Raw genomic sequence first — 13,006 nt, 5'->3', positions numbered from 1 at the left:
ACCGGCGGCGATGGGAGAAATCTGCGCCTCACTGCTTCGTGCCGCGAGGATGAGCAGCCGATCTGCGTCCGATGAAAGGCTGATGAAAGCCCGATCAGGCGCGATAGTCGGGCCCGGTCCCGCCCAGCTTCCAGTAGCGCTCCAGTCCGAGCGACCTGGTCAGGTGGAGAAAGCGCGGGTCGGCCCGGAGCGGCGCGGTGGTCCGCTCGAAGAGGACCGACGTGCGCCGCCAGCGATTGTCGTACAGCCCCTGCTCGCTGGTGAAGCGCTGGGCGCCGATCCGGTAGCCTTCGTCGAGGTAGAGGGCGTTCGCGACCCCGAAAGCGGAATCGAGGTCGCCGATCGCGGCGAGGAAGAGGATGGCATTCTCGGCGAAACCCGTGCCGCGGCGCGCCGAATCGAGCGTGTCCCGCCGCGCCCGCTCGCGATAGTCGGTCGGCTGCGACAAGCCGAGGACCTGGGTCCGGGTCAGCGCGAAGTTCCACTTCGGCACGCCGATCGGCCGCCGGTTCACATCGTCGAGCATCGCCAGCGCGCGGTCGAAGCGGCCCGAATAGGTCAGCATCTTGATCGCGCTGAACCAGACCGGGATGTTGCGCGGAAAGCGTTCGAGCAACTGCTGCATCGCCCGGTCGGCCTCCTCGACCCGGCCGACATTGTTCATCACGTACAGGCGGGCGGCCGCCGGGACGGCCGGCAGGTCGGGCAGGAATCCCATCAGCACGTCGAAGGCGGCCAGCGCCTGGCCGAGGCGTCCGACCTGGGCATAGAAATAGCATTGCATCTCGGGAAACAGACGCTCGTCCGGATGCTTCTGCCGGGCCCGCGTCAGGCGCCGGTCGACCTCGAGAAGGTCGGGCCGCCGATTCCCCATCGACAGGCCGATGCTCGCCGCTTCCGCTTCCGGACTGTCGGGGTCGATCGCGCGGGCGCGGGCAATCGCCTGGCGGGCGTTGTTGACCGCCTCGAGCGACTGCGCGGGACTGCCGCGCTGCGCTTCCTGGGTATAGCTGAGCGCGAGTTCGCCCCACGGTTCGGCATGGTCCGGGGCAAGCGCGGCGGCTTCCTTGTAGGCCGCCAGCGCCGCGGCCGCGCCTTCCACCGTCCCGAGCGCCGACTGGCGACCGCCTTCCTCGAGCTTGGCCCGCGCCGCGGCTGGCATCGCGGGATGGCGCCACCGCCAGGCACTCAGGCCCGCGCCCCCGAGCAGCGCCACGCCCCCTGCCCCCGCGAGCCAGGTCCGGCGATCGATCCCCGCCCGGCGTTCGGGAAGCGGCGGACGCTCGCCAGCCCCGGTCTCGACCATCCGGTAGCCGACCCGGGTGATGGTCTCGACCCGGAACGGCCCGCCCACCGCCTCGGCTTCATGGCGAAGGCGGCTGATCACCCGGTGGATCGCATCCTCCCCGACGATCCGGCCCGACCAGCAGCGCGCAAGGAGGTCGTCGCGGCTGACGACATGGCCGCCGGCCTGGTGGAGCGCCACCAGCACCTGCATCACCCGGGGCTCGAGCACCCGGTTGCCCTCGTCCGACACCAGTTCGCAGGTCTCGGGCCGGACCTCGACCCGGCCGATCCGAAATCCCGGCTCGCGGGCCAGGACAATCGGCGAAAGAGCGGTGGTGGGCGCGTCCATCGACGCCGACCATAGCCTGTTCTTGCATCCCTTCCGACCCCCTGCTAGTGGCGCGCCAACTTAGGCGGGCGAGCGCTCGAAAGATCGCTGATCGCCCCGCTTTGCATATCTTTGACGGAGCTTTGGGCGCGTGGAGACTTCCGGCGGCATTCGGGCCAGCTTAGCGGGACGCTATGCGTCTGCGCTGTTCGATCTTGCCCGTGACGAACGCCAGATCGAGGCGGTGTCGCAGAGCCTGGCGACGCTCAAGACCGCGCTCGGCGAATCGGCGGACCTCAAGGCCCTCGTCAGCTCGCCGCTGGTCGGCCGGACCGCCGCGGCGCAGGCGCTTGGCGCGACCGCGGCCTCGCTCGGGCTCGACAAGCTCACCACCAACTTCCTCGCCGTGCTGGCGAAGAACGGCCGGCTTGGCCAGCTCGCCGGGATCATCCGCCTGTTCGAGCAGCTTGCCGCCGACCATCGCGGCGAGACCACCGCCGAGGTCGTCAGCGCCCGCCCGCTCGACGACGACCAGCTCGCGGCATTGAAGGCCCAGCTCGGCGCGCGCGTCGGGCGCGACATCCGCATCGACGCCCGCGTCGATCCCGCCATCCTCGGGGGCCTCGTCGTCCGGCTTGGAAGCCAGATGATCGACGCCTCGATCCGCACCAAACTCAACTCCCTCGCTACGGCGATGAAAGGCTAAACGATGGACATCCGCGCCGCTGAAATCTCCCGCGTCATCCGCGACCAGATCGCGAACTTCGATGCCGATGCGCAGGTCTCCGAGGTCGGTCAGGTGCTGTCGGTCGGCGACGGCATCGCCCGCATCCACGGCCTCGACAATGTCCAGGCCGGCGAGATGGTCGAGTTCGACAATGGGGTGAAGGGCATGGCCCTCAACCTCGAGAGCGACAATGTCGGCGTCGTCATCTTCGGCTCGGACTCGGAGATCCGCGAAGGCTCGACCGCCAAGCGCACCGGCACCATCGTCGACGTTCCCGTCGGCAAGGGCCTGCTCGGCCGCGTGGTCGACGCGCTCGGCAACCCGATCGACGGCAAGGGCCCGATCATCACCGACCAGCGCAGCCGCGTCGAGGTCAAGGCGCCCGGCATCATCCCGCGCAAGTCGGTCCACGAGCCGGTGCAGACCGGTTTGAAGGCGCTCGACGCGCTCGTCCCCGTCGGCCGCGGCCAGCGTGAGCTGATCATCGGCGACCGCCAGACCGGCAAGACCGCCGTCGCGCTCGACACCTTCATCAACCAGAAGGCCGCCAACGCCGGCGACGACGAATCGCAGAAGCTCTACTGCATCTACGTCGCCGTGGGTCAGAAGCGTTCGACCGTCGCGCAGATCGTCCGCGCGCTCGAGGAGAATGGCGCGATGGACTATTCCATCGTCGTCGCCGCCACCGCCTCGGAGCCCGCCCCGCTGCAGTTCCTCGCGCCCTACACCGGCGCCGCGATGGGCGAATATTTCCGCGACAACGGCATGCACGCCGTGATTGTCTATGACGACCTTTCCAAGCAGGCCGTCGCCTATCGCCAGATGTCGCTGCTGCTCCGCCGTCCGCCGGGCCGCGAAGCCTATCCGGGCGACGTCTTCTATCTCCACAGCCGGCTGCTCGAGCGCGCCGCCAAGCTCAACGACGCCAACGGCAACGGCTCGCTGACCGCGCTCCCGATCATCGAGACCCAGGCGGGCGACGTGTCGGCCTACATCCCGACCAACGTCATCTCGATCACCGACGGCCAGATCTTCCTCGAGACCGACCTGTTCTATCAGGGCATCCGTCCGGCCATCAACGTCGGCCTCTCGGTCAGCCGCGTCGGCTCAGCCGCGCAGACTAAGGCGATGAAGAAGGTCGCCGGCTCGATCAAGCTCGAGCTCGCCCAGTATCGCGAGATGGCGGCGTTCGCGCAGTTCGGTTCGGACCTCGACGCCTCGACCCAGAAGCTGCTGGCCCGCGGCGCGCGCCTGACCGAGCTGCTGAAGCAGCCGCAGTACAACCCGATGCCGGTCGAGGAGCAGGTCGTCTCGATCTTCGCCGGTACCCAGGGATTCATCGACAGCGTGCCGGTCAGCGACGTCACCCGCTACGAGGCGGCGATGCTGAGCTTCATGCGCTCGGACAAGCCGGAGATCCTGGCCAAGATCCGCGACACCAAGGCGCTCGACGACGAGACCGCCGCGGCGCTGAAGAGCGCGCTCGCCGATTTCGGCAAGCAGTTCGGTTAATGTTGTCACCCCGGGCTCGACCCGGGGTCCACCTTCCTTCGGGCGGGTGGGACAAAGGAAGATGAATCCCGGATCAAGTCCGGGATGACGGATAGGACGGAATGGCAAGCCTCAAGGCCCTCAAGATCCGCATCGGCTCGGTGAAGTCGACGCAGAAGATCACCAAGGCGATGAAGATGGTCGCCGCGGCCAAGCTGCGTCGTGCGCAGTCCAATGCCGAGCAGGGCCGCCCCTATTCGCAGCGCCTGTCGGAGGTGGTCGCCAGCCTCGCCAGCCGGATCACCGTCGGCCCGCAGAGCCCGAAGCTGATCGCCGGGACCGGCAGCGACCAGCGCCACCTGATCGTGGTCGCCTCGTCCGACCGCGGCCTTGCCGGCGCCTTCAACACCAACATCGTCCGCGCGGTGCGCCGCACCGCCGACGCGCTCATCGCCGAGGGCAAGGACGTCAAGTTCCTGATCGTCGGCCGCAAGAGCCGCCCGGTCCTCACCCGCTTCTTCGGCGCGGAGCGGATCGCCGGCCAGATCGACACCAGCGAGATGAAGAACCCGGCCTATGCCGACGCGCAGGCCGTCGCCGCCGAGGTGATGCGCCGGTTCGAGGCGGGGCAGTTCGACGTCGCCCACCTCGCTTACTCGAACTTCCGCTCGGTCCTGACCCAGGAGCCGGTGGTCGAGCAGATCATCCCGGTGAAGCCCAGGGCCGCCAACGACGCCGGTGCGGCGACCTCGTCGGCCGTGGTCGAATATGAGCCGGACGAGGAGACCATCCTCGCCGACCTGCTGCCCAAGAACGTCGCGATCCAGATCTATCGCGCGATGCTCGAGAACCAGGCCGGTTTCTACGGCAGCCAGATGACCGCGATGGACAACGCCACCCGCAACGCCGGCGACATGATCAAGAAGCTCGGCATCATCTACAACCGCCAGCGCCAGGCGGCGATCACGACCGAGCTGGTCGAGATCATCTCCGGCGCCGAAGCGCTCTAACGAACACGACAAGGCAAGGAAGACAGCCATGGCCACCGCCGCCGACACCATCGCCCCCACGGGCGCCACCAGCAACCTCACCGGCCGCGTCGCGCAGGTGATCGGCGCCGTCGTCGACGTCGCCTTCGAGGGCGAACTGCCGCCGATCCTCGCCGCGCTCGAGACCGACAACAACGGCAATCGCCTCGTCCTCGAGGTCGCCCAGCACCTCGGCGAGAGCGTTGTCCGCACCATCGCGATGGACGCCACCGACGGCCTCACCCGCGGCCAGCTGGTCAAGACCACCGGTGCGATGATCGAGGTTCCGGTCGGCCCGAAGACCCTCGGCCGCATCATGAACGTCATCGGTGAGCCGATCGACGAGCGCGGCCCCATCGGCAGCGACATGAAGGCCCCGATCCACGCCTCGGCGCCGGAATTCGTCGACCAGTCGACCGAAGCCGCGATCCTGGTCACCGGCATCAAGGTCATCGACCTCCTCGCCCCCTACGCCAAGGGCGGCAAGATCGGCCTGTTCGGCGGCGCGGGCGTGGGCAAGACCGTGCTCATCCAGGAGCTGATCAACAACATCGCCAAGGGCCACGGCGGCGTGTCGGTCTTCGCCGGCGTCGGCGAGCGCACCCGCGAGGGCAACGACCTCTATCACGAGTTCCTCGACGCGGGCGTCATCGCCAAGGACGCCGAGGGCAATGCGACCCCCGAAGGCTCCAAGGTCGCGCTCGTGTTCGGCCAGATGAACGAGCCGCCGGGCGCCCGTGCCCGCGTCGCGCTGTCGGGCCTGACCATGGCCGAATATTTCCGCGACCAGGAGGGCCAGGACGTGCTCTTCTTCGTCGACAACATCTTCCGCTTCACCCAAGCGGGTTCGGAAGTGTCGGCGCTGCTCGGCCGTATTCCTAGCGCCGTGGGCTACCAGCCGACCCTGTCGACCGACATGGGTCAGCTGCAGGAGCGCATCACCTCGACCACCAAGGGCTCGATCACCTCGGTGCAGGCGATCTACGTGCCCGCGGACGATCTTACCGATCCGGCCCCGGCCACCAGCTTCGCCCACCTCGACGCCACCACCACGCTGTCGCGCGCCATCTCGGAGCTGGGCATCTACCCGGCGGTCGACCCGCTCGACTCGGTCAGCCGCGTGCTTGACCCGCGCGTCGTCGGCCAGGAGCATTACGAGACTGCCCGCGCGGTCCAGGCGATCCTGCAGAAGTACAAGAGCCTGCAGGACATCATCGCCATCCTCGGCATGGATGAGCTCTCGGAAGAGGACAAGCTGACCGTCGCCCGCGCGCGCAAGATCCAGCGCTTCCTTTCGCAGCCGTTCCACGTCGCCGAAGTGTTCACCGGCATCCCCGGCAAGTTCGTGCAGATCGAGGACACCGTCCGCTCGTTCAAGGCGGTGGTCGACGGCGAGTACGACCACCTTCCGGAATCGGCCTTTTACATGGTCGGCGGCATCGAAGAGGCCGTCGCCAAAGCCGAGAAGATGGCCGCCGAGGCCTGAGCCACTCCTCCCCTCCCGACTGCGGGAGGGGATCGAGGGGTGGGTCCGTCCGGGCCGCCCGCCCCTCGGTGACGTCCAAGGCCCACCCCCAGCCCCTCCCGCCCGCGGGAGGGGAGAGGAAATGAGATGCCCGACCTTCGCTTCACCCTTGTCACGCCCGAGCGCCAGCTGATGAGCGAGGACGTCTACATGGTGGTCGTCCCCGGCAGCGAGGGCGAGTTCGGCGTGCTGGCGGGCCATGCGCCCTTCATGACCACGCTGCGCGACGGCAATCTCTCGGTCATCCGCAAGGAAGGCGCCGCACCCGAGACCATCCGCGTGTCGGGCGGTTTCGCCGAGGTCGGCGATAACGGCCTCACCATCCTCGCCGAAAGCGCCGAGGCTTAAGTCCTCTCCGTGCCGGCCTCGCGTCAGGCCGACTGGCGCTGGCCGGCCCTGACCCTGCTGCTGTTCGCGGGGCTGATCGCGCTCAATCCCATCGGCTATCGCGGCGGCGGCGCCGACGACTGGCAGTATCTCCAGGCCGCGCGCTGCTGGGCCGAGCACGGCCCCTGCCTGCCGCGCGACCATTGGTGGGGCCGCTGGCCGCTGGTCGCGCCGATGGGCGCGCTCATCGCCATGTTCGGCGAGAACCGCATCACGGTCGGCCTCGTTCCCCTTCTCGCCGCGCTCGGCAACCTGCTGCTCGTCGCCCGGCTCGGCAACCGGCTGTTCGGTGCGCCCGCCGGCTGGCTGGCGGCGATGCTCTTCGCCTCGACCCCGGTGGTCCTCGCCCAGGCGCTCGATCCCACCATCGACAATATCGAGTTGTTCTTCATCCTGGCAGGCGCAGCCTTGCTGAGCGAGGCGGAGTGCCGCGCTGCATTGTGGCGCTTCGGCGGTGCCGGGCTCGCCTTCGGGCTGGCCTTCCAGGCCCGCGAGACGAGCATCGCCGCTTTGCCCGCCGTCGGTCTCTTCCTGCTCCTGCGCGCGCGCCCCTTCTGGCCCGCCGCGCTCGCCTTCGCCGCTGGCTTCCTCGCCCCGCTCGCGGTCGAGCTCCTCGTCTATGGCCTCCTCACCGGCGATCCCCTGTTCCGCCGCCACCTCAGCCTCGCCCACACCTCGCTTCCCTCCAGCGAGATCGCCGGCACCTCGCCGCGCGACGCCCTGCCCTTCTTCCGCTGGCAGCTGATCGCGGGCTGGCGGCACGAGACGGGCATCCACCTCCACCCGCTGATCGACGGGCCGCTCGAGGTGCTCCTCAACCCCAAGGGGGGCTGGACCTGGCTTGCCGCGGCCCTGGCTTTCGCCGCCTTCCGCACCCGCCTGCCGCAGGCGCAGCGGAGCCGCGCGGCCGCAATGCTCGCCATCGCCGCCGCCCACGCCCTGCTCCTCATCTTCGTCTTCAGCATCGATCCCAAGCCGAGGATGATGCTGGTCCCGCAGGTCGCCGCCGCGCTGGTGCTCGGCGGGACGATCGCGCTCCTCCCCCGCCTGTTCCAGGCCTTGCTCCTCCTCGCCCGGATCGTCGCGCTCGCCACCGCCTATCTGTTCGAATCGCGCGTGACCGCGGGCGAGGTGGCGGCGCGGGCGTGGCTCGCCGAGCATCCGGGCCAGGTCGAGACCGCCGAGGCCACTCGCCGCCGCCTCGCCCTGGTGGCGCAAGTCGAGGCGCTGCCGCTCGCCGACGGCAGCCGGCCCTATCTCCTCGTCCGCACCAACCGGCCCTGCGCTTCGGCCCGCCTGCGCGACCTCATGCCGGGCGCACTAACCCCAGTCCGCGAGCAGCCGCTCGGCACCATCAGCCCCGTCTCCGGTAAATATCGCGCGCTCTGCCTTTACCAATATTCGAGCCCGCAAGCGGCCCGCGCGCTCGCGGCCGTCTATGAGAGTCGTTCGCCCTTCAGCGACGAGGAGCGCAAGAGCCCCCGTTAAGCTTTCCGCAGCCGGATTAGCTTTTTGGCAAAGTTTGCGTGGCATCAACCAATCGCGAAAGTCGCTTAGAGACGGGATTGGCAAGGGCATGAACGCATTCGGGAAGCGCGGCGGGGGACGTCCCAGCTTCGGTGTCGCCCGCCCGATGAAGGGTGGCACGAGCGGCGGGGGCGACCAGTTCCCGGCGCTGGAGGAAGCGCCCTCCGCCCCCGTAGAGGCCGAGGAGCCCGGCGCGCCCGCCATGGGTGCGATGGACCGCCTCAACCACCGCATGAACGGCAGCGCCGAGGCGGGGTCGTCCAAGCAGGAAGGCTTCGAGGCCAGCGTTCACCGGATCAAGGAGCAGGTGCTCCCGCGCCTGCTCGAGCGCGTCGATCCCGAGGCCGCCGCGACGCTCGGCAAGGACGAGCTCGCCGAGGAATTCCGCCCGATCATCTCGGAGGTGCTGACCGAGCTCAAGATCAACCTCAACCGGCGCGAACAGTTCGCGCTCGAAAAGGTGCTGGTCGACGAGCTGCTCGGTTTGGGACCGCTCGAGGAGCTGCTCGCCGATCCGGCGGTCAGCGACATCATGGTCAACGGCCCCGACCAGACCTTCATCGAAAAGAAGGGCAAGCTCCAGCTCGCCCAGATCCAGTTCCGCGACGAGGAGCATCTGTTCCAGATCGCCCAGCGGATCGTGAACAAGGTCGGCCGCCGCGTCGACCAGACCACCCCGCTCGCCGACGCCCGCCTCCAGGACGGCAGCCGCGTCAACGTCATCATCCCGCCCCTGAGCCTCAAGGGCACCGCCATCTCCATCCGTAAGTTCTCGGAAAAGCCGATCACGCTCGACATGATGCGTGGCTTCGGCTCGATGAGCGAGAAGATGGCGACCGTGCTCAAGATCGCGGGCGCGGCGCGGATGAACATCATCATCTCGGGCGGTACCGGCTCGGGCAAGACGACGATGCTCAACGCCTTGTCGAAGATGATCGACCCGGGCGAGCGCGTTATCACCATCGAGGACGCGGCCGAACTTCGCCTGCAGCAGCCGCACTGGCTGCCGCTCGAAACCCGTCCGCCCAACCTCGAGGGGCAAGGCGCGATCACCATCCGCGACCTCGTCATCAACGCGCTGCGTATGCGTCCCGACCGGATCATCCTCGGCGAAATCCGTGGCCAGGAGTGTTTCGACCTTCTGGCCGCGATGAACACGGGTCACGACGGCTCGATGGCCACGCTCCACTCCAACTCCCCGCGCGAATGCCTCGCGCGTATGGAGAACATGGTGATGATGGGCGACATCAAGATCCCGAAGGAGGCGATCAGCCGCCAGATCGCGGACTCGGTCGACCTCATCGTCCAGGTGAAGCGCCTCCGCGACGGCTCGCGCCGCACCACCAACATCACCGAGGTGATCGGGATGGAGGGCGAGGTCATCGTCACCCAGGAACTGTTCAAGTTCGAGTATCTGGACGAGACCGCCGACGGCAAGATCATCGGCGAATATCGCTCGATGGGCCTCCGCCCCTACACCCTCGACAAGGCCAAGCAGTTCGGCTTCGACCAGCCCTATCTCGAGGCCTGCCTGTAAAACAGGACTTCCAACGGCGGCTGCGATGCCTGCATAATGGGCTCCGCCGCGTCGATGAGTGATGGTCGATGGTCTGTTTCCTGAGCTGTTCCAATCCGTACGGTGAGAGTGTCGGGACACCGATCGTCGACGATCCACGCGCTGCCCCGCTTCTCGAAATGGCCTTTGCCGATCCGGAAGAGGTATCGTGGAAGGCCAAGCTCAAGAACGTCGTGCAGATGAAGCAAGGCTACCGCGTCGACCCGGGCTCGGCACCCAAGGCCATCGAGTGGGGTTCGACCAAATTCCCGCTTCCTGACATCATCTCGAACCAGCAGGTGCTCGCGGTCTGCGACCGCTTCCGCTTGCTCGTCGAGCACTTCGAGCCGAACGTTCACCAATTCATTCCGGTCGACGTCAAGATTGCCGGTCACGCAGGGCCCGTCGCCACCTACTATTGGTTCGTGGTCTGCCGAAGGATCGACAGCGTGGACCCGGACAGCACGACGTTCAAATGGGAACTGGACTACACCGGGCAAGACGGCTTCTGGAGCGACTATGAGCTCGACGGCGCGAGGCTCATCTTCAGCGATGCCAAGGCCGCGGGGCATCACGTCTGGATGGATCCCCACGTGCTCACCTTGAATTCGCCCCTCTGCTCCGAAGAATTCGGTAGGGCCGCGCTCGCCGGCAACTTTTCCGGCTTGAATGTCACTCCTCGCGAAACGGTATGAGACGGGAGCGCTGACCCTGACGGGCAAATCGATGCGTTTCGACCTCGGAGCACGCGCTTTGTTCGAGCCGTCGCTGCAGCTGCGGGCGACAATCACGCGCCCTTATTCCGACAGCTTCGCCAGCGTGGCCCGGCTTCACCTCTTCCGCGATCCCCAGATCGTCGCGGGACGCCTGACGATGGACTGGCCGGCGGAGGACCTGGCGGTGTGGGAGGCGGCGAACAGCCAGCCGCCGTCACGGCCCCTCGATTTCGTCTCCGACCGCTCACGCCAATTGGCGGCCATCCCGCTTTCGCTGGAGCGCTTCGGCGCGCTGCTGCTCGTCCGCACCGAGGCCAATCTCCGCCCAATCGCGACCCTGCTCGGTCAGGAGTATGGGTGCGACGCGGACTTGGGGGAGAGCATCCTGTCCAGCCTCCTCGAGGCTCTGCCGTCCATGCCCGAGTTCGCCGAAGAGCCGGGCGTCACCACCGTCGAGGTCCGTCGATAGGAGCGGCCCGCGAGCCACGTCCGCATAACTCCCGTGCCCATTGGTCGTCCGGCTCCTTGCCACCGCCCGTACACCCCCCATCCTCAAGCCTATGCCCCGCACCGCGGCCGACAGCGCTGATCCCCATTCCCTCGCCCCGGTCGAGCTGATCGCGGGCGAGGTCCGGGTCGGCGCCTTCTCGCCGCATCGCCACGAGACCTACACCATCGCCGCGACCACCAGCGGGGTGCAGTCGTTCAACTATCGCGGCGACCGCCGGCGCTCGCTCCCCGGGCAGCTCCTGGTCCTCCATCCCGACGAGCTCCACGATGGCTATTGCAGCGATTCCGCCGGCTTCTCCTACCGCGCGATCTACTTGCCGCCCGCCCAGGTCCAGAGCGTGATCGGCGGCGTGCCCCTGCCCTTCCTCGCCAATGGGGTCTCGAGCGACCCTGATCTGGTCGGCTCGGCGCTCCGCCTCATGGCAGCCTGCGCGGCCACGCCCGACGCTTTCGCCTACCAAGACGCGCTCCACGGCCTCGTCTCCGCGCTGCAGCGCTGCGCCGGCGCCGCCCCGGCCAGGCGGACCGCCAATCGCGCCGCTGTCACCAAGGTCCGCGAATATCTCGACACCGTGCCCGGGCCCGGCACCAGCCTCGACCAGCTCGAAGCGCTCGCCGGCACCGACCGCTGGTCCCTCACCCGCGACTTCCGCGCGCTCCTCGGCACGAGCCCCTATCGCTACCTCGTATATCGCCGGCTGGGGCGCGCAAAGGCGCTGCTTCGCCAGGGCCAGAGCCTCGCCGCCGCCGCCCACGACGCGGGCTTTTCCGACCAGAGCCACTTCTGCCGCGTCTTCAAGGCCGCCTTCGGCCTCACCCCTCGCGCCTGGCACCGCGCCGAGCGCCGCCGCACGATCATTCTATAATCTGCCCCCGCGCCGGGCCACAAAGCGGCCATGGCTGAGACCCTCTTTTCGTCCGAACCCCATCGCGGCTGGCTCCCCCCGGCCTGGGCGGCGCCGCTCGTCTGCATCCTGCTGGTCGCCCTCTCGAGCACCCCCTTCGATTACGCCCTCGAGGCGCTGGGGCTGGTGGGGCGCGACCGGGAGCCCTCGTCCCCGCTCGCCTTCTGCCTCTTCCTGGTTATCCCCTTCGCGGCGATGGGCGCCGCCGTCTGGGCCTGGTCGCGCTTCGTCGAGCGCCGCCCGCTCGCGACCATGGGGCTGACCGGCGAGCACCGCCTGCGCCGTTACCTCGCCGGAATGGGGATCGGGATCGCGATGATGACGCTCGCGACCACCGCGATCTGGCTTGCCGGCGGCTACCAGGCCAAGGAGATCCTGCCCGCCTTCTTCGAGCCGGGGGCCCTCCCCTGGATGCTCCTCCTCCTCGCCGGCTTCGCGTTCCAGTCGGGGGTGGAGGAATATATTTTCCGCGGCTGGCTGCTCTCGACCGCGACCCGCCAAGCGAAACTCGCGGCGGGCTTCATCGCCAGCTCGCTCGCCTTCACCTTCCTCCATTTCTCGCCCCACCAGCCCTTCCGCGAAATGGCGATGACCTTCACCTTCGGCCTGTTCGCCTGCGCCTGGGCGTGGCGCGCGAACAGCATCTGGGGCGTGATGGGCTGGCATGCGGGCTGGAACTGGATCACCGGCGTCGGCTTCGGCGTGCCGATCACCGGCTTCGACCTCCACCTCCCCGCCCTCCTCGTCCACCTCGTCCCCAAGGGCTCGCCGATGCTGACCGGCGGCCCGGCGGGACCGGAGAGCAGCATCCTCACGACCGGCATGCTGGCGGCGGGGACGTTGCTGTTGCTGGCTTGGCCGAGGCGGTTTGATGAAGAGCGCGGGGCGAGGATCGCTTCCCGCAACTGAGGTCCGCTTTCGACCCATTTACGACATTCCAGTCGAGCGTCTGAGATCGGCCCATTGCGGCCCCTCAAGGCGCTTTAACGGTTCGCTGACGCCAGCGACGTATGCCAAACG

12 protein-coding genes are annotated in these 13,006 nt (G+C 68.1%); 11 read left to right on the top strand and 1 reads right to left on the bottom strand.

Annotated features, from left to right (window positions below; translation table 11 throughout):
• Nucleotides 1-94: 94 nt before the first annotated feature.
• Nucleotides 95-1,636, bottom strand: coding sequence for a winged helix-turn-helix domain-containing protein (locus BS69_RS0111085; protein ID WP_029942020.1), 1,542 nt, complete (start codon nt 1,634-1,636; stop codon nt 95-97).
• Between the two features lie 130 nt (nt 1,637-1,766).
• Between BS69_RS0111085 and BS69_RS0111080 the strand changes: the two genes are divergently transcribed.
• The 11 genes from BS69_RS0111080 (at nt 1,767) to BS69_RS0111030 (ending at nt 12,895) form a co-directional block, all read left to right on the top strand.
• Nucleotides 1,767-2,321, top strand: a complete 555-nt coding sequence (locus tag BS69_RS0111080; RefSeq protein WP_029942019.1) for a F0F1 ATP synthase subunit delta — start codon at nt 1,767-1,769, stop codon at nt 2,319-2,321.
• A gap of 3 nt (nt 2,322-2,324) precedes the next feature.
• A complete protein-coding gene (gene atpA, locus BS69_RS0111075) occupies nt 2,325-3,854 on the top strand; it encodes a F0F1 ATP synthase subunit alpha (protein ID WP_029942018.1) in 1,530 nt (509 codons plus the stop codon).
• A 101-nt stretch (nt 3,855-3,955) separates the two neighbouring features.
• Nucleotides 3,956-4,843: a F0F1 ATP synthase subunit gamma gene (locus tag BS69_RS0111070; RefSeq protein WP_029942017.1), complete on the top strand. Its 888-nt coding sequence runs from the start codon at nt 3,956-3,958 to the stop codon at nt 4,841-4,843.
• Nucleotides 4,844-4,871: 28 nt separating this feature from the next.
• On the top strand, nt 4,872-6,347 hold the full coding sequence (gene atpD, locus BS69_RS0111065; RefSeq protein ID WP_029942016.1) for a F0F1 ATP synthase subunit beta: 1,476 nt from the start codon (nt 4,872-4,874) through the stop codon (nt 6,345-6,347).
• Nucleotides 6,348-6,473: 126 nt separating this feature from the next.
• A complete protein-coding gene (locus BS69_RS0111060; RefSeq protein ID WP_029942015.1) occupies nt 6,474-6,734 on the top strand; it encodes an ATP synthase F1 subunit epsilon in 261 nt (86 codons plus the stop codon).
• Nucleotides 6,735-6,743: 9 nt separating this feature from the next.
• Entirely contained in the window at nt 6,744-8,261 is a 1,518-nt protein-coding gene (locus tag BS69_RS14675; protein WP_029942014.1) for an ArnT family glycosyltransferase, read from the top strand.
• Between the two features lie 88 nt (nt 8,262-8,349).
• Nucleotides 8,350-9,837 (top strand): TadA family conjugal transfer-associated ATPase, encoded by a 1,488-nt coding sequence (locus BS69_RS0111050; protein WP_029942013.1) that lies wholly within the window; start codon nt 8,350-8,352, stop codon nt 9,835-9,837.
• Between the two features lie 68 nt (nt 9,838-9,905).
• The gene (locus tag BS69_RS0111045) at nt 9,906-10,550 is read left to right on the top strand and encodes an imm11 family protein (protein ID WP_169738086.1); all 645 of its coding nucleotides are present in this window, start codon (nt 9,906-9,908) and stop codon (nt 10,548-10,550) included.
• Nucleotides 10,525-11,040, top strand: coding sequence for a hypothetical protein (locus tag BS69_RS0111040; protein WP_029942011.1), 516 nt, complete (start codon nt 10,525-10,527; stop codon nt 11,038-11,040). The genes BS69_RS0111045 and BS69_RS0111040 overlap by 26 nt, the downstream gene beginning before the upstream one ends.
• 91 nt (nt 11,041-11,131) lie before the next feature.
• Nucleotides 11,132-11,947 (top strand): helix-turn-helix transcriptional regulator, encoded by an 816-nt coding sequence (locus BS69_RS0111035; RefSeq protein ID WP_037504834.1) that lies wholly within the window; start codon nt 11,132-11,134, stop codon nt 11,945-11,947.
• Nucleotides 11,948-11,977: 30 nt separating this feature from the next.
• Entirely contained in the window at nt 11,978-12,895 is a 918-nt protein-coding gene (locus BS69_RS0111030) for a CPBP family intramembrane glutamic endopeptidase (protein ID WP_029942009.1), read from the top strand.
• The last annotated feature ends 111 nt before the right edge of the window (nt 12,896-13,006 follow it).

The organism is Sphingomonas astaxanthinifaciens DSM 22298, from assembly GCF_000711715.1.
Taxonomy (GTDB): Bacteria; Pseudomonadota; Alphaproteobacteria; order Sphingomonadales; family Sphingomonadaceae; genus Sphingomicrobium; species Sphingomicrobium astaxanthinifaciens_A.
Note: the sequence above shows the minus strand (reverse complement) of the source record. Positions and strands in the feature narration are given on the sequence as shown.